13 protein-coding genes are annotated in these 19103 nt (G+C 64.9%); 5 read left to right on the top strand and 8 right to left on the bottom strand.

Going from position 1 to position 19103, the window contains the following annotated elements:
• Positions 1-141: 141 nt before the first annotated feature.
• Both ACQY7X_RS04720 and ACQY7X_RS04715 read left to right on the top strand, forming a co-directional pair.
• The gene (locus ACQY7X_RS04720) at positions 142-6174 is read left to right on the top strand and encodes a tetratricopeptide repeat protein (protein WP_428248703.1); all 6033 of its coding nucleotides are present in this window, start codon (positions 142-144) and stop codon (positions 6172-6174) included.
• Positions 6171-7991 (top strand): hypothetical protein, encoded by a 1821-nt coding sequence (locus ACQY7X_RS04715; RefSeq protein ID WP_428248702.1) that lies wholly within the window; start codon positions 6171-6173, stop codon positions 7989-7991. Before ACQY7X_RS04720 ends, ACQY7X_RS04715 begins: the two co-directional genes overlap by 4 nt.
• On the opposite strand, the gene ACQY7X_RS04710 is transcribed toward ACQY7X_RS04715, so the two are convergent.
• A complete protein-coding gene (locus ACQY7X_RS04710; protein WP_428248701.1) occupies positions 7971-8537 on the bottom strand; it encodes a VUT family protein in 567 nt (188 codons plus the stop codon). The two genes, ACQY7X_RS04715 and ACQY7X_RS04710, sit on opposite strands and share 21 nt — an antisense overlap.
• Positions 8538-8609: 72 nt before the next feature.
• Positions 8610-9089, bottom strand: coding sequence for a MarR family winged helix-turn-helix transcriptional regulator (locus ACQY7X_RS04705; RefSeq protein WP_428248700.1), 480 nt, complete (start codon positions 9087-9089; stop codon positions 8610-8612).
• Positions 9090-9204: 115 nt separating this feature from the next.
• Between ACQY7X_RS04705 and fabF the strand changes: the two genes are divergently transcribed.
• The 3 genes from fabF to ACQY7X_RS04690 all read left to right on the top strand — a co-directional run bounded on the left by fabF (position 9205) and on the right by ACQY7X_RS04690 (position 11639).
• Positions 9205-10470 (top strand): beta-ketoacyl-ACP synthase II, encoded by a 1266-nt coding sequence (gene fabF, locus ACQY7X_RS04700; RefSeq protein WP_428248699.1) that lies wholly within the window; start codon positions 9205-9207, stop codon positions 10468-10470.
• Positions 10471-10688: 218 nt separating this feature from the next.
• Positions 10689-11117: a hypothetical protein gene (locus ACQY7X_RS04695; RefSeq protein ID WP_428248698.1), complete on the top strand. Its 429-nt coding sequence runs from the start codon at positions 10689-10691 to the stop codon at positions 11115-11117.
• Positions 11118-11198: 81 nt separating this feature from the next.
• Positions 11199-11639, top strand: coding sequence for a hypothetical protein (locus ACQY7X_RS04690; RefSeq protein WP_428248697.1), 441 nt, complete (start codon positions 11199-11201; stop codon positions 11637-11639).
• A 97-nt stretch (positions 11640-11736) separates the two neighbouring features.
• On the opposite strand, the gene hutU is transcribed toward ACQY7X_RS04690, so the two are convergent.
• The 6 genes from hutU to ACQY7X_RS04660 all read right to left on the bottom strand — a co-directional run bounded on the left by hutU (position 11737) and on the right by ACQY7X_RS04660 (position 19095).
• Positions 11737-13413, bottom strand: a complete 1677-nt coding sequence (gene hutU / locus ACQY7X_RS04685; RefSeq protein WP_428248696.1) for a urocanate hydratase — start codon at positions 13411-13413, stop codon at positions 11737-11739.
• A 14-nt stretch (positions 13414-13427) separates the two neighbouring features.
• A complete protein-coding gene (gene hutC, locus ACQY7X_RS04680; RefSeq protein ID WP_428248695.1) occupies positions 13428-14174 on the bottom strand; it encodes a histidine utilization repressor in 747 nt (248 codons plus the stop codon).
• A gap of 84 nt (positions 14175-14258) precedes the next feature.
• Positions 14259-15653 carry an amidase gene (locus ACQY7X_RS04675; RefSeq protein WP_428248694.1) on the bottom strand — a complete coding sequence of 465 codons (1395 nt, stop codon included), beginning with the start codon at positions 15651-15653 and terminating at the stop codon, positions 14259-14261.
• A 33-nt stretch (positions 15654-15686) separates the two neighbouring features.
• On the bottom strand, positions 15687-17309 hold the full coding sequence (locus tag ACQY7X_RS04670) for an ABC transporter ATP-binding protein (protein ID WP_428248693.1): 1623 nt from the start codon (positions 17307-17309) through the stop codon (positions 15687-15689).
• Entirely contained in the window at positions 17306-18154 is an 849-nt protein-coding gene (locus tag ACQY7X_RS04665; RefSeq protein WP_428248692.1) for an ABC transporter permease, read from the bottom strand. The genes ACQY7X_RS04670 and ACQY7X_RS04665 overlap by 4 nt, the downstream gene beginning before the upstream one ends.
• Positions 18154-19095, bottom strand: coding sequence for an ABC transporter permease (locus ACQY7X_RS04660; protein WP_428248691.1), 942 nt, complete (start codon positions 19093-19095; stop codon positions 18154-18156). Before ACQY7X_RS04660 ends, ACQY7X_RS04665 begins: the two co-directional genes overlap by 1 nt.
• Positions 19096-19103 lie beyond the last annotated feature (8 nt).

Below are 19103 nucleotides of genomic sequence, written 5' to 3'. Positions count from 1 at the left end.
GTAAGATCGAACCGGAATACTCGCTGCACAACTTCGGCGGTACGCCGGGCCCGGCTGGGCCTGGGGCGGGATTGACCGTGGGTGATTCCGCTTTTTCCGGCGGGATGGCATGATGGATTTGGTGGCAGGACAGGGCGGGGCATGGCCAAGGCGGCGGCAGGCGAGGCGTTGACGGCACAGGCGGTGATCGAGGCGGCGGTGGCTGCCTTCCAGCGCGGGGCCTATGAGGAAACCGACAAGCTCTGCCGCGTGCTGCTGCGCGCTGCCCCCGATGATCCTGCCGCGCTGCAATTGCTCGGCCTTGCCGCCTATCGCCGCGGCCAGCTTATCGATGCCGAAGCCATTCTTGCCAAGGCTGCCGCCAAGGCGGCGCAATCCCCGGAAATCCAGGCCAACCATGCCGCCGTGCTACGCGCGCTGGGCCGGCTAAAGGATGCCGAGGCGGCGAACCGCCGCGCCGTGGCGCTGAAAGAGGATTTTCCCGAAGGGCATCAGAATCTCGGCAACACATTGCGCGATCTCGGCCGCCATGCCGAAGCGGAAGTGTCGTTCCGCCGCGCGGTCGAGCTGAAGCCGAACTTCTCCGATGCCTGGCTCAGCCTGGGCCGTCTGCTGCAACTGGTCGGCCGCCTCACTGATTCGGAAGTGGCATTCCGCAAGGTGATCGAGCTGAAGCCGGATTTCGCCGATGTGCACAGTGATCTCGGCAATTCGCTGATGGGGCTGGATCGCCTGTCGGAAGCCGAGGCGGCTTTCCGCCAGGCCCTGGCGCTGAAGCCGAACAGCCATGAGGCTTCGGTCAACCTGGCGGCCCTGTTGCTGCGTGCCGGGCGCCCGAATGATGCTGAAATCTTCGCCCGCCGCGCGCTCGCGCTGAAACCGGATCTGCATCAGGGCTTCAACAACCTGGCCATCGCGCTGGAAGACCAGGGCCGGCTGGATGAGGCTTCGGGCGTGTTCCGCCAGGTGCTGAAACTGAAGCCGGATTATGCTTCCGGCCATAGCAGCCTGCTGTTCTGCCTCAACTACCGCCATGATCTGGCGGCCGAGGAAATCGCCGAGGAATACCGCACCTGGGATAAAACCCATGCGAAGCCTTTGCTGCCGCGTCCGCTGCGCCATGCCAATAATCCGGAAGCCCAGCGCAAGCTGAAGATCGGCTATGTCTCGCCCGATTTCCGCCAGCACGCGGTTGCTCTGTTCTTCGAGCCGGTGCTTGAGGCGCATGACCGCGAGCAGGTGGAAATCTATCTCTATGGCGAGATCACCAATCCAGATGCGGTGACACAGCGGCTGAAATCCAAGGCCGATCACTGGCGCAGCACCGTGGGCCTGACCGATGACCGCATGGCGGCGCTGATCCGCCAGGATGGCATCGATGTGCTGATCGACCTGGCCGGCCACACGGCGGGCAACCGCCTGCTGGTTTTCGCGCGCAAGCCGGCGCCGGTGCAGTTCAGCTACCTGATCGGCCATGGCACCACTACCGGGCTTTCGGCCATCGATGGCTTCATCTCCGATGAATTCATGGTGCCGGAAGGCTTCGAGCATCTGTTCTCGGAAAAGATAATCCGGATTCCGCGCTCGCCGCTGGTCTACCGTCCGCCGGAAACCATGCCCGATGTCGGGCCGCTGCCGGCGAAGAAGCGCGGCAAGCTGCGCTTCGGCTGTTTCAGCCGCACCGTGCGCATCAACGAGGATGTCATCGCGCTGTGGGCCGAGCTGCTGAACCGCCTCCCGGATGCCACCCTGGTGCTGAATTCAAAGCCGTTCGCGGAAAAATTCACACGCCAGATGTTCGAGGAACGCTTCGCCACTCATGGCATCGGGCCGGAGCGGCTGGAGCTGATCTACACCCAGCCACAGCCCAAGACCTGGGCGCATTACAACGAAATCGACATTGCGCTGGATCCGTTCCCGCATAATGCCGGCACCACCACGATCGAGGCGCTGTGGATGGGCGTGCCGGTGCTGAGCCTGGCGGCCAGGCCTTCGGTCGGCCGCTTCGGCGCCTCGATTCTCGGGGCACTCGGCATGAGTGACTGGGTGGCGGCTGACCCGGATGAGTATCTCGAAATCGCTGAACGCTGGGCCGGAGATCTCAAGGGCCTGGCCAAACTGCGCAGCGGTTTGCGCGCCCGTTTCGAGGCTTCGGCGATGCGTGATGCGCCTGGTCTGGCGCGGGCAATGGAATCTGCCTACCGCCAGCTCTGGAGCGATTGGTGCGACAGCCGGGCATTGGCCGGCACCGAGCCGCCGGAAGCCGAGCGGCCGCTGGCTTATACCGATGTGGTGGCCGCCTTCAATGCCGGTGACCGCGAACAGGCCCGCCGCATCTGCGCCGCATTGCTGGAGCAGCAGCCCGATAATGCCGATGCGCTGCAGGCCATGGGCGTACTGTGCTGCGAGGTGAAGGATTATCCGGCGGCGATGAAGTGGCTGTCGCGCGCCGTGGCGATCAACCCCAATCTGCCGGAATACTGGTCCTCGCTCGGCGTCGTCGCCCGCGCCATGAAGCTGCATGGCGATGCGGAGAATTTCTATCGCAAGGCCATCGCGCTGCGCCCGGTTTTCCCCGAGGCCTACAACAACCTCGGCAATGCGCTGCGCGATCAGGGCAAGCTGTCGGAAGCCGACGAGGTTCTGCGCAAGGCTATCGAGCAGAAGCCGGATTTCGAGGATGCCATGGTCAATCTTGGCCTGGTATTGCTCGCCCGCGAGCGCTTCGATGAAGCCGAAGTGGTGCTGCGCAAGGTGCTGGCGTTGAAGCCGGAGCGCCCGGATATCCACGATGCCCTGGCGATCATGCTGATGCGCCGCGGCCGGCTTTCGGAGGCCGAGGAATTCGCCCGTTCGTCGCTCAGGCTGCGGCCCGATCATCCGGCCACGCTCGGCACTCTGGGTATCGTGCTGGAGGATCAGGCGCGCCATGAAGAGGCGCTCGCCGCCCTGCGCCGCGCCGTCACCATCGCGCCCGGCGACCTCGCCGTGTCGTCCAGTCTGCTGTTCTGCCAGAATTACCGCCCGGGTGCGACGGCGGAGGAAATCTTCGACGAGTACAAGCGGTGGGATGACCGCCATGGCAAGCCGCATCTGCCGCACCCGCTGCGCCATGACAACGAGGTCAACCCGAACCGCAAGCTGAAGATCGGCTATGTCTCGCCTGATCTACGCCAGCATGTGGTGTCGCTGTTCTTCGAGCCGGTGCTGTCGGCGCATGACCGCAACAAGTTCGAAATCTATCTCTATGGCGAAGTGCCGAACCCGGATGCGATGACCACGCGCTTCCAGAAGATGGCGGATCACTGGCGCAGCACGGTGGGCAAGAGCGACGATGACGTCGCCAGGATGATCCGGGATGATCATATCGATATCCTGATCGATCTGGCCGGCCATACGGCGGGCAACCGCCTCACCATGTTCGCGCGCAAGCCGGCGCCGGTGCAGTTCAGCTACCTGATCGGCCATGGCACCACCACGGGTCTTTCAGCCATCGACGGCTTCCTTGCCGATGCCGCCATGGTGCCGGAAGGCTATGATCATCTGTTCGCCGAGAAGGTGGTGCGCCTGCCGCGCTCGCCGCTCTGCTACATGGCACCGCCGGCGATGCCGCTGGTGGCGCCGCTGCCAGCCTTGAAGAAGGGCAAGAAGAAAAAGCCCGTCGTCACCTTCGGCTGTTTCAGCCGTACTGTGCGCATGAACGATGAGGTGATCGAAGTCTGGGCGCGGATGCTGAACGAGATTCCGAATGCGCGCCTGGTGCTGAATTCCAAGCCCTTCACCGACGAGCCGACGCGCCAGCTGTTCCTGGATCGCTTCGCCGCCCATGGTGTGGCGCCGGAGCGGCTGGATCTGATCTTCACCAACCCGCAGCCGCGCACCTGGGAATATTACGGCAATATCGATATCGCGCTGGATCCGTTCCCGCATAATGCCGGCACCACCACCATCGAGGCGCTCTGGATGGGCGTGCCGGTGTTGAGTCTGGCCGGCCGGCCCTCGGTCGGCCGCTTCGGCGCCTCGATTCTCGGCGCGCTCGGCATGGATGACTGGGTGGCGCAGAATCACGACGAGTATGTCGAGATCGCCAAGAAATGGGCCAACGACTTGCCGGCCCTGGCGGAAGTGCGGCGTACATTGCGTAGCACCTTCGAGAAGTCACCGATGCGCGATGGCGTCACGCTGGCCCGCGCCATCGAGCAGGCTTACATACAATTCTGGCATGACTGGTGTGCGCGCCAGGGTGCCAAGCCTGCCGCTGAAGCCCAGCCTGCCGTTGAGGCCAAGCCGACACCGGCGCAGACAGCGGCGGCCAAGGCGCAAGCCCTGCTGGATGCGGCGATCCGTTCTTTCCAGACCGGGCAATTGCCGCAGGCCGAGCAGGCAGCGCAGGCTTTGCTGGCGATGGCGCCGAAGAATGCCGATGCGCTGCATATCCTGGGCCTGATCGCCTATCGCCGCCGCGACTGGCAGCAGGCCGCCGATCTGATCGGCGAGGCCGTGAAGCAACTGCCGGATATGGCCGAATTGCGCTGGAACCGTGCCGGTGCGCTGCGCCAGCTCGGACGCCTGCCGGAAGCCGAAGCCGAATGCCGCAAGGCCGTGGCGCTGAAGCCGGACTCGGCGGAGGCGCGCAACAACCTTGCCAACACGCTGAAGGACCTCGGCAAGCTTGATGAGTCTGAGAAGGAATTCCGCGAAGCCGTGCGGCTGCGGCCGAATTACCCGCATGGCTGGGCCAATCTCGGCAACACGCTGTTCGCCATGGGCCGCTTCGTCGAAGCCGAGGATGCCTGCCGCAAATCCGTGGCGCTGGAAGCGCGCAACCCCGATGCACATAACAATCTCGGCAATGCCCTGCTCGGCCAGGAACGGCTGGACGAGGCGGCCGATTCTTTCAGGGCCGCCCTGGCGATCAACCCGGATTATGTCCTCAGCCATTCCAACCTGCTGTTCTGCTCGAATTACCGCGCCGATCTGTCGGCGGAGGAAATCTATGCCGAATACCGGCGCTGGGATGAACGTTTCGGCAAGCCGAAGCTGCCCAGTCCGTTGCAGCATGCCAATGCGCGCGAGCCGGAGCGGCGCCTGAAGGTTGGCTATGTGTCGCCGGATTTCCGCAACCACGCGGTGGCGATGTTCTTCGAGCCGCTGCTGGCCTCGCGCGACAAGGCGGCCTTCGAAGTCTATCTCTATGGCGAAGTGCCGACACCCGATGCCATCACCGAGCGGCTGAAATCCCAGGCCGATCACTGGCGCGGCACGGTGGGCAAGGGCGATGACGATGTGGCGGCGATGATCCGCGCCGATGGCATCGATATCCTGGTCGATCTCGCCGGCCATACCGCCGGCAATAGGCTCGGCGTTTTCGCGCGCAAGCCGGCGCCGGTGCAGTTCAGCTATCTGATCGGCCAGGGCTACACCACCGGGCTTTCGGCGGTGGATGGCTTCTTCTCCGATGATTACATGGTGCCGCCGGGCTTCGAGCATCTGTTCTCGGAAAAGATCGTGCGGCTGGGCCGTTCGCCACTGGTCTACCGCCCGCCGGAAGCCATGCCGGAAGTGGGGCCGCTGCCGGCCCTGCGCAATGGCCATGTCACCTTCGGCAGCTTCAGTCGCACCGTGCGCCTGAACGAGAAGGTGATTGCCCTGTGGTCGCGGCTGCTGAAACGCGTGCCGGATTCACGCCTGGTGCTGAATTCCAAGCCCTTCGCCGAAGCCGCAACGCAGGATCTGTTCCAGCAGCGTTTCGATGCCCATGGCATCGCGCCGGAGCGGCTGGACCTGATCTACACCTTCCCGCAGCCCAAGACCTGGGCGCATTACAACGAAATCGACATTGCGCTGGATCCGTTCCCGCATAATGCCGGCACCACCACGATCGAGGCGCTCTGGATGGGCGTGCCGGTGTTGAGCAAGGCAGACCGGCCCTCGGTCGGCCGCTTCGGTGCCTCGATCCTCGGTGCGCTGGAAATGCAGGACTGGGTCACCGAGGATGAAGCCGCCTATATCGAGATCGGTGCCCGCTGGGCCGGCAATCTCGAAGCCCTGGCACAGCTTCGTGCCGGCCTGCGGCCGCGTTTCGAAGCCTCGCCAATGCGTGACGGACCCGGCCTGGCGAAAGCCATCGAAGCCGGCTACCGCACGCTCTGGCGCGAGTGGTGCGGGGGATGAGCGAGCCGGCAGCGGCGGTCGGTGCGCTGCTGCAGGCGTCGCTTGCGGCGGCACGGGCTGGCGATCTCGACCGCTGTTTCGCTTTCGCCAAGCAGGTACTGAAGCTCGATCCGCAGCATCGTGATGCCTTGCGGCTGGCCGGCATGGCCGCCACCGAGCGCCGCAACTGGCCGATCGCGGCCCGTTACCTGCGGCAATATGTGCGGCATTACCCGGATGATACCGAGATGCTGCGGCAGTTGCTGACCGCGCTGGTGAATGAGGGCGATGATGCGGAACTGGAGCAGGTATTCCGCGCCGTGCTAGCAATATCGCCGCCCGGGCCGCAATTGTGGCAGCGCGTCGTCAACGGCCTGCTCCTGGTCAATCGCACCGGCGTGATGCGCCGCTATGCCGAAGAGGCGCAGCAGCTCTTCCCGGATTTGCCGGATTTCGATACCGCGCTGGCGATCATCCTGGTGCGCGAAGGCCGCCTGGATGAAGCGCGGGTCGCCTTGCGCCGCATCGTCGAGAGCCATCCGCATCTCATGCTGCCGCACACCAATCTGCTGTTCTGCCTCAACTACGACCAGACGCTGACGCCGGAACAGCTGTTCGATGAATACCGACGTTTCGACGAACGCCATGGCCGGCCATATCTGCCGCAGCCATTGCAGCATGGCAACAGCCGCGATGCAGCGCGCCGGCTGAAGGTCGGCTATGTCTCGGGCGATTTCCGCCAGCATGTGGTGCCGATGTTCTTCGAGCCGGTGCTGCGCGGCCATGACCGCCGGCAGGTCGAGATTTATCTCTATGCCGAAGTGCCGGTGCCCGATGCGGTGACCGAGCGGCTGAAATCCCAGGCGGATCACTGGCGCAGTATCATCGGCAAGAGCGATGATTCCGCGGCGGCGATGATCCGCCGCGATGGCATCGATATCCTGGTCGATCTTTCCGGCCACACGGCAGGCAACCGGCTGGGTATTTTCGCCCGCAAGCCGGCGCCGGTGCAGTTCAGCTATCTGATCGGTGCGGGCTATACCACCGGCCTTTCGGCCATCGACGGCTTCTTCACCGATGACTACATGGTGCCGCCGGGCTTCGAGCATCTGTTCTCGGAGCGGTTGGTGCGGCTGGGCCGCTCGCCGCTGGCCTATATGCCGCCGGATTTCGAAACACCGCCTGGGCGGCAGCCGGTCGCGGTGCCGGATATCGGGCCGCTGCCGGCTTTGCGCAATGGCCATGTCACCTTCGGCTGTTTCAGCCGCGCGGTGCGGATCAACGATGGCGTCATCGCGCTATGGGCGCGGCTGATGCAGCAGGTGCCGGGCTCGCGGCTGGTGCTCAACAACCGTCCCTTTGCCGATGCCGCGACGCAGAAATATTTCCTTGATCGCTTTGCAGCCCATGGCATCGCGCCGGAGCGGCTCGATCTGATCTTCACCACGCCGCAGATCAAGACCTGGGCCTGCTACAACGAAATCGATATTGCGCTGGACCCTTTCCCGCATAATGCCGGCACCACCACGATCGAGGCGCTGTGGATGGGGGTGCCGGTGCTGAGCAAGACCGACCGGCCCTCCGTCGGCCGCTTCGGCGCGTCGATCCTGGGGGCGCTCGGCATGAGCGACTGGGTGGCGGATAGCGCGGAACAGTTGGTTGCCACCGGCGCCGCGAAGGCTGCGGATATTGCTGCGCTGGCTGAGTTGCGTGCCGGGCTGCGGGCGCGCTTCGAAGCCTCGCCGATGCGCGATGGAGCGGGGTTGGCCCGCGCCATCGAGGCCGGCTTCAGGCAGCTCTGGCGTGAATGGTGCGCTTCAGGCGGGGCTGATGCCTAGGCGCTCGTCGCGGCGGCGCAGCCAATGCACCAGCGGCAGCGCCAGCAGCACCATCCACAGCTTGCCGATCACCTGGCCGCCAAGGTAGTTCAGGCTGCCGAAGGCAAGATAGAGAAACACCACCGAATCCACCACCAGGCCGACCAGGCTGGAAAGCAGCACGGCGCGCACCAGGCCGCGCTGTTGCAGTGGCGTGTAGACGGCGAAATCGGCAAGTTCGGAAAGCAGGAAGGCGATCATCGAGGCGATCACCAGGGCCGGCGGCGCCACGAAAGCGGAAAGCAGGGCGCCAACCACGATGGCGCCGACGGCCCAGGCCTTGCCCAGGCGGCGCTGCAGCAGGTCGCGCAGCACCAGGGCAGCACCGATCATCAGCACGCCGCTCGGCGCGGTGATCGGTCCGTTCAGGCCCGGCGCTACCGGCACCAGGCAGGGGCCTTTGGGGATGCAGGTGGTGCCGATATTGCCGATCAGCCAATTCGCCGCCGGTACGCAGGCGATGAAAGCGACCAGGTACAGATAGCCCTCGATACGCAACCGGTTCATGTTTGTTCTCTTATAGGGGGAGGCTGTTTCAGCCGGGTATACGGCGAAGACGTCAAGGCCGCAAGCGCAGTTTCAGCCCTGCAGCCGGGCGATGGCGTGATCGAGCTGGCGTCGCAAGGCCCGGGTTTCGCCGGTTCCCAGCAGGGCGCCGATTTCGCCCTGGGCCTGATGCCACAGCGGCAGCGCGCGCTGGAAGGCGGAGCGGCCCTGGGCGGTGAGTTCGATCACCCGGCGGCGGCGGTCATCCTTGGCGGTTTCCTGCCGCAAAAACCCGCGTTTTTCCAGGGGCCGCAGGATTCGGGTCAGGGTTGTCGGATCAACTCCGACCTGCTCCGCCAATTCTCCCATGCTCAAGCTGCCATCGCGGTAGAGATAGGCCATGGGGGCGAATTGCGTGATGGCGATACCGGCGGGCTTCAAGGCTTGATCCAGCCGTTGGGTGGCCAGCCGCATCGCCTGGCGCAGGCGCATGCCGATGCAGCCGACACCATCCAGCTCCTGCCAGGCGGTAGTCCAGGCGGCATCGGTGGCAGGGTTTGCGCGGCGGGCCATGTCCTCGGGTTTATGAGGTTTCACTGCCCTTGCCAAGCGGCAGCCCATCTTGTCAAACAGCCGGCTTGATCATATATCTGCATATACATCTATTGCATATGCAGGAGAGAGAGTGATGCGCGAGGTCGTGATAACCGGCATGGGCCTGGTGACGCCGCTGGGTCAGGGCGTGGCCGGCAACTGGCGCCGCCTGCTGGCGGGGCTTTCCGGCATCCGCCGCATTGCGCGGTTTCCGGTGGATGATCTCGGCGCCCGCATCGCCGGCATGGTGCCGGGGCGGGAGGAAGATGCCGAGTTTGGGTTCGATCCTGACAGCGCGGCGCCGGCGAAAGACCGCCGCAAGATGGACAGCTTCATCCACTACGCGCTGGCCGCTGCCGCCGAGGCGATGCAGCAGGCCGGCTGGGCGCCCAAGGACGAGCGCGCGCGCGAACGCGCCGGCTGCATCGTTGCCACCGGAATCGGCGGCTTTCCGGCCATTGCCCAGGCCACCCGCATTGTGGCGCAGGATGGCCCGCGCAAGCTTTCGCCTTTCGTGATCCCGAGTTTTCTCGGCAATCTCGCCGCCGGCCATATCTCGATCCGCTGGGGCCTGGAAGGGCCGATAGGCTGCCCGGTCACGGCTTGCGCCGCCGGCGCCCAGGCGATTGGCGATGCCGCGCGCAGCATCCAGCGCGGTGAAACCGATGTGATGATCGCCGGTGGCGCCGAAGCCTGCATCGACCGCGTCAGCCTGGCCGGTTTCGGTGCGGCGCGGGCGCTGTCCACGGCGCATAACGATGCGCCCGAGCAGGCCTCGCGGCCCTTCGATGCGGCGCGCGACGGTTTCGTGATGGGCGAGGGCGCCGGCATCCTGGTGCTGGAAGCGGAAGACCATGCCCGCGCGCGCGGCGCTGAAATCCTGGCCCGCTTCGGCGGCTATGGCACCAGCGCCGACGCGCATCACATCACGGCGCCGCCGGAAGATGGCCGTGGCGCTATGCTGGCGATGCGGAAGGCACTGGCCGAGGCGAAGCTGTCGCCGGACTCAATAGGCTATATCAACGCCCATTCGACCTCGACGCCGGTGGGCGATGCGGCTGAAGTGGCAGCCGTGCGCCGTGTCTTCGGCAACGGCATCGCCGAGTTGGCCATGTCCTCCACCAAATCGGCCATCGGTCATCTGCTCGGTGCCGCCGGCGCGGTGGAGGCGATCTACTCGATCCTGGCTTTGCGCGATCAGGTGGCGCCACCGACGCTCAATCTGGAAAATGTCGATCCGGCTTGTGCCGGCCCGGACCTAGTGCCACTCACCGCCCAGCCACGGCGTTTCAGTCATGCCATGTCGAATGCCTTCGGTTTTGGCGGCGTGAACGCGGCGCTGATTTTCGGGCGGGCTTGACCTCGCCGTCACCCTCGCGCCAGCCCTTCGGGCCTGTGCGCCCACAAACGCCTTCAGCGTTCGCGCGCTTATAGAGGGTCCCATTCTACCGTCTGCAATGGGATGCCCGCTTTCGCAGGCATGACAAAAAGAGCAGTGACGCCGCCATGGCTTTAGTATTCAGCCAAGCCTAGGTCTTCGCTATACTCCCCATCATGGACCATGGGGTGGGTGCCGGCATGCGACCGCAGGTGTTTGGATTATTGCTGCTGATGCTGCTCGCTGTCTTCCCGGCTTGGGCACAGCAGGCCGATCTTTCCGGCCGCTGGTATGGCGAAGGCTATCAGGGCCGCGTCTACCTGCATTGGCTGTCCGAACGCCGCCCGGATGGCGGCTTTGCCGTCGAGTTTCGCCGCTATGAGGAATGCAAGATCGTGCATCGCTCGCTGGAGGCTGGGCGTTGGTCGCTGCAGGGGAATGTCTATACCACCAGCACCATCATGATTGATGGCCAGCGCGTCAATTACGCTGACCGTTACTTGCTGCTCGGCCTGGGCAATGACGAGATGACCTACCAGCATATTACCAACGGCACGATGTTCCGCGCCCGCAAGGTGGGTGCGGATTTCGACTGGCCGGTCTGCGATCCCTCAAAGCTGATTTCCTAGCGGGAAGTGGTCATTTGCCTTTTCCCTCGTGGTGGGAAACTGCGCTACTTTGGCCAATATGGTTTACGAAAGGGATTGGCGGTGCGTTTAAGGTTTTTCGGATGGCTGGTACTGATCCTGCTCGCCGTTCTGCCTGCCATCTTCTCGGCCCGGGCACAGCAGGCTGAACTGACCGGCCGCTGGTATGGCGAAAGCTATCAGGGCCGTGGCTATCAGCATTGGCTGGCGGAAATGCATGCCGATGGGGTTTTCAGTGTCGAATTCCGGCAATACAGCGAATGCAAGGTGACGCATCGCTCGCTGGAGGCTGGCCGCTGGCTGGTGCGGGATGGATACTTCATCACCACGATCACGATGATCGATGGCCAGCGCGTCAACACGCCGAGGCAATACCGCCTGCTGGATGTGGCCAGCGACCAGATCGTCTACCAGCATTTCCCCAGTGGCATCATCTTCCGCTCGCGCCGGGCCGCGTCGGATTTCGACTGGCCCGACTGCGATCCGGCGAAACTGCTGTCGTAGTAAAACATCGTCATGCCCGGCCTTGAGCCGGGCATCTCATGCACAAGGCTAAAGATGCGCGGATCCAGTCCGCGCATGACGATTGGGGGTGAAAAATTCACCGACCCAAAAACGGCAGCTTGAGGCCCTTTTCCTCGGCGCATTGCACGGCGATGTCGTAGCCGGCATCGGCATGGCGCATCACGCCGGTGGCCGGGTCGTTCCACAGCACGCGCTCCAGCCGCCGTGCCGCTCCCGGTGTGCCATCGGCCACGATCACCACGCCGGCATGCTGCGAATAGCCGATGCCGACGCCGCCGCCATGATGCAGCGACACCCAGGTGGCGCCCGAGGCGGTGTTGAGCAGGGCGTTCAGCAGCGGCCAGTCGGAAACCGCATCGGAGCCGTCCTTCATCGCTTCGGTCTCGCGGTTCGGGCTTGCCACCGAGCCGCTATCGAGATGATCACGGCCGATCACGATCGGGCCTTTCACTTCGCCCTTCGCTACCATCTCATTGAAGGCGAGGCCGAGGCGGTGGCGCTGGCCCAGGCCGACCCAGCAGATGCGTGCCGGCAGGCCCTGGAAGCTGATGCGCTCGCGCGCCATGTCGAGCCAGTTATGCAGGTGCGGATCGTCGGGGATCAGTTCCTTCACCTTGGCATCGGTCTTGTAGATATCCTCCGGGTCGCCCGAAAGCGCCACCCAGCGGAACGGGCCGATGCCGCGGCAGAATAGCGGCCGGATATAGGCCGGCACGAAGCCGGGGAAATCGAAGGCTTCCGCCACGCCGACTTCCTTCGCCATCTGGCGGATATTGTTGCCGTAATCGAAGGTCGGGATGCCTTGCGCCTTGAAGGCCAGCATGGCGCGCACATGGGCGGCCATGGATTGCTTTGCCGCACGGGCCACGGCTTCCGGATCGCTCTGCTTGGCTTCCTCCCATTTGGCCAGGCTCCAGCCCGCCGGCAGGTAGCCGTTCACCGGATCATGGGCGCTGGTCTGGTCGGTCACCGCATCGGGGCGGATGCCGCGCTTCAGCATCTCCGGCAGAATCTCGGCGGCATTGCCGAGCAGGCCGATGGAGATCGCCTTGCCGTCGCGCTTGGCCTCTTCCAGCATCGCCATGGCTTCGTCCAGATTGCGCGCCTGCTTGTCGAGATAGCGCGTGCGCAGCCGCATCTCGATGCGCGAGGGCTGACACTCGATGGCAAGAATACTGGCACCGGCCATGGTGGCGGCGAGCGCCTGGGCGCCGCCCATGCCGCCGAGCCCGGCGGTGAGAATCCAGCGCCCCTTGAGGTTGCCGCCGTAATGCTGGCGGCCCATTTCGACGAAGGTTTCGTAGGTGCCCTGCACGATGCCCTGGCTGCCGATATAGATCCAGGAGCCGGCGGTCATCTGGCCATACATCATCAGGCCGGCGCGATCGAGTTCGTGGAACTTCTCCCAGTTGGCCCAATGCGGCACCAGGTTGGAATTGGCGATCAGCACGCGCGGCGCATCTTCATGGGTGCGGAACACGCCGACCGGCTTGCCCGATTGCACCAGCAGGGTCTCATCCGGCTTCAGTGCTTTCAGCGCCTGCTCGATCTGATCGAAGCTCTGCCAGTTGCGTGCGGCGCGGCCGATGCCGCCATAGACCACCAGTTCCTCCGGCTTCTCGGCCACATCGGGATCCAGGTTGTTGCGCAGCATGCGGTAGGCCGCTTCGATCTGCCAGTTCTGGGTATGCAGCGCATCGCCCTGGGGCGAACGGATGACGCGGCTGTTGTCGCGGCGCGAAGGAGCAGACATGGGAGGCCTCATGCTTAAAGATTGGAACGCTTCGACGTGCCGTCGGAGCGGTAGGCGAAGCGGGTGGCGAAACGGTGGCTGTGGCCGGGATACAGCAGCGTGGCGCTGGATACCACGACGCCGCCGGACCAGGTGCGGCGGCGCAGCCGCAGGCAAGGCTCGTTGTCGGCCAGCCGCAGCAGGCGGCGGGTGCGGGCATCGGGCATGGCGGCTTCCACCACGTGCTCAACCTCGGTGAGCGGTGCCACCAGGCTGAGATGCTCATTTGGAGTCACGCGGCTGAAATCGGCATCGAGGTAATCCGGCGCCGTAGCCGGATTGACCCAGCGGTCCTCCAACTGCATCGGGATGCCATCGGCGGCATGCAGGATGATAGAGTGAAACACCTTAGCGCCGGTCCTGAGGCCGAGATCGCGCGCCACATCGGCACTGGCCTTCTCGGCGCGCAGCAGCTCAACCTTGGCGGCATGGCGCTGGCCGCGTTCGGCTATTTCATCGGCGATGTTGCGCAGTTCCACCAGATTGGCCAGCGGGCGGCTTTCGGCGACGAACGTGCCGGCGCCCTGCACGCGCAGCAGCAGGCCCTCATGGGTGAGTTCGCGCAACGCGCGGTTCACCGTCATACGGCTGACCTTCAGCGTCGCCACCAGGGCGCTTTCGGATGGCACCTGGTCGCCCGGCTTGTAGGTGCCGCTCTCGATATGGCGGACGATGAATTCCTTGACCCGGCGATAGCGCGGGGTCGGCCCAGCACTGCTCATGCCGGGCAGTATAGGGTCAATTGTATATACAAGTCCATACGGCTTTTAAGCCGCGATATAGACGGCTTTTATGGCGCCGGAGGATTACGCCGGCGGCTGCGGCCAGGCCGGCAGGGCGGGGCGCAGCTGCTCGTAGATCGCCGCCAGCCGCAGCACGCCGAGATCGTCGAAACGATGGCCGATGATCTGCAGGCCGATGGGCAGGCCGTCTTCGTCCTGGCCGCAGCAGATCGAGGCCGCCGGCTGTTCCGACATGTTGAACGGCGCGGTAAAGCAGATGTGGTGGAACGGCTTCGACACATCGTTGCCCGGGGCTGCTTCTTCCGCTGCATAAGCCGTGATCGGCGAAGTCGGCGACAGCACCAGATCATAAGGCTGGCAGGCGGCGCAGGCGGCTTCCCGCATCGCCATCACCTGGCCCAGCGCACGCATCGCCTGGGCGCCGGTGATCTTCTTGCCGTCGCGGCACCAATCGGCGATGAAATGCAGCAGCTTGCCCTGCTGCTCCGGTGTCATCAGCTCGAAATCCGCCAGGGCGCGGGCCTGGAAGAAGGTGTTGAGCCCCTGCATCATCGCTTCGGTCAGGAAAGGCTCTATCGGCACGATGGTGGCGCCGTGTTTTTCCAGCAGCCGCGCCGCCGCGATCACAGCGGCACGCACCGCCGGCTGCGGTGCACTGCCATAGCCGATATCCAGCATCAGGCCGATGCGCAGCCCCTTGGCCTCGCCATCCAGGCTGCGCGCCCAGTCGCGGTCCTCATAAGGCAGCGCCATGTAGTCGCGCGGATCGGGCTGGCTTAAGCAATTCAACAGCAGGGCGGCATCCTGCACGGTACGCGTCATCGGGCCGGTGACGCGGCCCAGATAAGGCGGGTGGATCGGCACGCGGCCCAGCGACGGCTTCAGCGCAAAGGTGCCGGTATAAGCGGCAGGCAGGCGTACCGAGCCGCCGATATCGGTGCCGAGCGCCAGCGGGCCATAGCCGGCGGCGAGTGCCGCGCCAGCGCCGGAAGAAGAACCGGCGGTGTTGCGGGCCAGATTCCAGGGATTGCGGCTGATGCCATGCAGGCTGGAAACGCCGGATGCCAGCATGCCGAAATCCGGCATCGTGGTTTTGCCCAGGATGACGCAGCCGGCTTCCCGCACCCGCGCCGCCGGCGGCGCATCGGCTGCCGCAGGCGTCATCGGCGTGGCGGCGGTGCCGATCGGCGTCGGCACGCCCTTGGTGGCGATATTCTCCTTGATGGTGATCGGCACGCCATCCAGCAGCGAGAGCGGCTTGCCATCGCGCCAGCGCTTCTCGGCTTCGCGCGCCTGCTTCATGGCGCCGGCCATATCCACCAGATACATGGCGTTGATGTGGCGTTCCCAGGATTCGATGCGATGCAGCGCCGCCTTGGTCGCTTCGACCGGCGAGAGCCTGCGCGTGCGGAAGGCGAGTGAAAGCTCGTGTGCCGTCAGGTCATGCAGCTCGGCCATCTTGTCCTCCCGGGAATGTCTACTCGTTCTTGTCTACTCGCCGGCCTCCAGCCAGTCGCGGCCAGGCAGGGCGGCGAAAAGCTGCCGCGTATACTCATGCTGCGGATCGGCGAACAAGGTGGCGGTATCCGCCAGTTCGACGATGCGCCCGCGCTGCATCACCGCGATACGGTCGCAGAGCCTTGCGGCCACGCGCAGATCATGGGTGATGAACAGGATCGCCAGCTTAAACCGATCCCGGATCGATTCCAGCAATTCCAGCACCTGGGCCTGCACGGAAACATCCAGCGCCGAAACCGCTTCGTCGGCCACCAGGATTTCCGGTTCCATCGCCAGGGCGCGGGCGATGCAGAGGCGCTGGCGCTGGCCGCCGGAAAATTGGTGCGGATAGCGGCTGAGGGCTTCCGCGTCCAGGCCGACCAGGCGCATCAGTTCGCGCGCCTTTTCCATGGCCTGGGCGCGCGGCACGCCATAATTCAGCGGGCCTTCGATGATCGAATCGCCAACTGTGCGGCGCGGATTGAGCGAACGATACGGATCCTGGAAAATCACCTGGATACGACGGCGGAACGGGCGCAGCGCGCCTTCCGAAAGCTGGGCGATATTGGCGCCGTCGAGCGTCACACTGCCGCCGCTGGGCTTGATCAGGCGGGCGATGCAGCGCGCGGCGGTGGATTTGCCGGAACCGGATTCACCGACGATGCCGAGCGTCTGGCCGCGATACAGCGCCAGTTCCACATCGTTCACCGCATGCACCACGCGGCCGGCCTTGAACAGGCCGCCATCGCTGTAGATTTTTTCCAGCTTCTCGGCGCGCAACACCGGCGCGCCGCTTAACGGTTGCGCCGCGCGCGGGGTGAGGCGCGGCACGGCATCAATCAGCAGCTTGGTGTAGTCATGCTGCGGCTGATGCAGAATCTGTTTGGTCGGGCCGGTTTCCACGATCTCGCCATGGCGCATCACCACCACGCGGTCGGCGATATCGGCCACAACGCCGAAATCATGGGTGATGAACAGCACGCCGGTGCCACGCTTGCGCTGCAATTCCTTCAGCAGCGAGAGGATCTGCGCCTGGGTCGTCACATCCAGCGCCGTGGTCGGCTCATCGGCGATCAGCAGCGCCGGCTCCAGGGCGAGCGCCATGGCGATCATCACGCGCTGGCGCTGGCCGCCGGAAAGCTGATGCGGAAATGCCTGGGCCAGCCGCTCGGGATCGGGCAGATGCACATCCTGGAACAACTGCTGCACGCGCTCCTCGATGGAAACGCCGCTTTGCTTCCAGCCATGCTGGCGCAGCATCTCGGCCACCTGTTCGCCCACCCGATGCACCGGGTTCAGCGCCGTCATCGGCTCCTGGAAGATCATCGCCATGCGGCTGCCACGCAATTCGCGCAGCCGGGTCTTGGAAGCCGCCAGCAGATTTTCGCCTTCGAGCAGGATTTCGCCGCCCACCACCGGCAGCGCGCCCAAGCCCATCACCGAGAAGGCGGTGACGGATTTGCCCGAACCGCTTTCGCCGACCAGGCAGACGATTTCGCCCGGGGGCACATCCAGGCTGATGCCCTTCACCGCATGGGCGCGGTCTCCGCCTTTCGGCAAGGCCACGGCAAGATTGCGGATGCTGAGAACGGGGCCTGATGCCTTGGGGGCCGTCATCGCACGCCTCCCAGCCGCTTCTGCAGGCGCGGATCAAGCGTATCGCGCAGGCCGTCGCCCAGGATGTTGATCGCCAGCACAGTGACGGCCAGCAGGCCACCGGGGAAGAAGATGATCCAGGGCGCGCGCTGGAATACGGCGCGGCCTTCCGAGATGATGTTGCCCCAGGTCGGCACTTCCGACGACAGGCCGGCGCCGAGGAAACTGAGGATGGCTTCGGTCAGCATGGCCGAAGCGCAGATATAGGTGCCTTGCACGATCAGCGGCGCGATGGTGTTGGGCAGCACATGCTGCACCAGGATCTTGCGCAGCGGCGTGCCAAGGCCGATGGCGGCCTCGACATAGGGTTCTTCGCGGATGCTCAGCACTACGGAGCGCACCAGACGGGCGACGCGCGGTATTTCCGGCACCATGATCGCCACGATCACGGTGATCAGCGAGGCACCCGACAGCGATACCAGGGCGATGGCGAGCAGGATGCCGGGGATCGCCATCAGGCCATCCATGGCGCGCATCACGATGCCGTCGAGCCAGCGCAGATAACCCGCCAGCAGGCCGATCACCAGGCCGACCGACAGTGCAATGGCGGCAACACAGGCGGCCACCAGCAGCGAGACGCGGGCGCCATACATGGCGCGGCTGAACACATCGCGGCCCAGGCCGTCAGTGCCCATGAAGAATTGTTCAGACGGCGCGCGCAGCCGGAAGCGCGGCGCGATGGCAGCCGGATCGGCGCTGGCCAGCAGCGGCGCGGCAATGGCGAGCAGCAGCAATACCAGCAGCAGGCCACCACCGATCAGCACCGATGGATTGCGGAAGGCGGGATGCTTGAACAGGGCGCGCATCAGTAGCGGATCCGCGGATCGAGCAGCACATAGGCGATATCGATCGCCAGGTTGATCAGCACATAGATGCCGGAGAACAGCAGGATCACGCCCTGGATGATCGGATAGTCGCGCGCGAGCACGGCTTCCACCACCAGGCGGCCGATGCCGGGGATGTTGTATACCGTCTCGGTGATCACCACGCCGCCGATCAGCAGCGCGAAGCCGATGCCGATCACCGACACGATGGGGATGGCGGCGTTGCGCAGCGCATGGCGGGTCAGCACGACGCGCTCGGGCAGGCCCTTGGCATGGGCGGTGCGGATATAATCCTCGCCCAGTACTTCCAGCATGGCGGCGCGGGTGATGCGGGCAAACAGCGCGATATAGATGAAGCTGAGCGTGATGGTGGGCAGCGCGATGCGCTCCAGGAAGGCGCCGAGGCCCTGTTTCAGCGGCGCGAAGCCCTGCACCGGGAACAGGTCGAGCTTGATCGAGAATACGAAGATCAGCACATAGCCGAGCACGAAAACCGGCACCGAGAAACCGGTGACCGAGAGTGCCATGATGCCGCGGTCGAGCCAGCCGCCATGCTTCCAGGCGGCCAGGATGCCGAGCGGCACGGCGACCAGGATGGCGAACAGCAGCGTGGTGAAGGCCAGGCTCAAGGTCGGCTCCAGGCGCTGGCTGATCATCATGGTGACCGGCTGGCGCGAAATCACCGAGTTGCCGAGGTCGCCCTGCAGCAATTGCCCGAGCCAGGTGACGAATTGCTCGGGGATGGGTTTATCGAGGCCGAGATTGGCGCGGATTGCCGCGATGGTTTCCGGCGTGGCGGAATCACCGGCCAGGATCGCCGCCGGATCGCCGGGGCTGAGACGCAGCATGAGAAAGACGAAGACCGCCACCACCCCCATGACGGGGATGGCGGCAGCCAGACGCGACAGAACCAGACGCAGCATGTTTTGCT

This window comes from Ferrovibrio sp. (assembly GCF_965278975.1).
Classification (GTDB): Bacteria; Pseudomonadota; Alphaproteobacteria; order Ferrovibrionales; family Ferrovibrionaceae; genus Ferrovibrio.
Note: the sequence above shows the minus strand (reverse complement) of the source record. Positions and strands in the feature narration are given on the sequence as shown.

Coding starts and splice junctions, on each gene's coding strand:
- ACQY7X_RS04720 (WP_428248703.1), top strand. CDS start 142: ATGGCCAAGGCGGCGGCAGGCGAGGCGTTGACGGCACAGGCGGTGATC.
- ACQY7X_RS04715 (WP_428248702.1), top strand. CDS start 6,171: ATGAGCGAGCCGGCAGCGGCGGTCGGTGCGCTGCTGCAGGCGTCGCTT.
- ACQY7X_RS04710 (WP_428248701.1), bottom strand. CDS start 8,537: ATGAACCGGTTGCGTATCGAGGGCTATCTGTACCTGGTCGCTTTCATC.
- ACQY7X_RS04705 (WP_428248700.1), bottom strand. CDS start 9,089: ATGGCCCGCCGCGCAAACCCTGCCACCGATGCCGCCTGGACTACCGCC.
- fabF (WP_428248699.1), top strand. CDS start 9,205: ATGCGCGAGGTCGTGATAACCGGCATGGGCCTGGTGACGCCGCTGGGT.
- ACQY7X_RS04695 (WP_428248698.1), top strand. CDS start 10,689: ATGCGACCGCAGGTGTTTGGATTATTGCTGCTGATGCTGCTCGCTGTC.
- hutU (WP_428248696.1), bottom strand. CDS start 13,413: ATGTCTGCTCCTTCGCGCCGCGACAACAGCCGCGTCATCCGTTCGCCC.
- hutC (WP_428248695.1), bottom strand. CDS start 14,174: ATGAGCAGTGCTGGGCCGACCCCGCGCTATCGCCGGGTCAAGGAATTC.
- ACQY7X_RS04675 (WP_428248694.1), bottom strand. CDS start 15,653: ATGGCCGAGCTGCATGACCTGACGGCACACGAGCTTTCACTCGCCTTC.
- ACQY7X_RS04670 (WP_428248693.1), bottom strand. CDS start 17,309: ATGACGGCCCCCAAGGCATCAGGCCCCGTTCTCAGCATCCGCAATCTT.
- ACQY7X_RS04665 (WP_428248692.1), bottom strand. CDS start 18,154: ATGCGCGCCCTGTTCAAGCATCCCGCCTTCCGCAATCCATCGGTGCTG.
- ACQY7X_RS04660 (WP_428248691.1), bottom strand. CDS start 19,095: ATGCTGCGTCTGGTTCTGTCGCGTCTGGCTGCCGCCATCCCCGTCATG.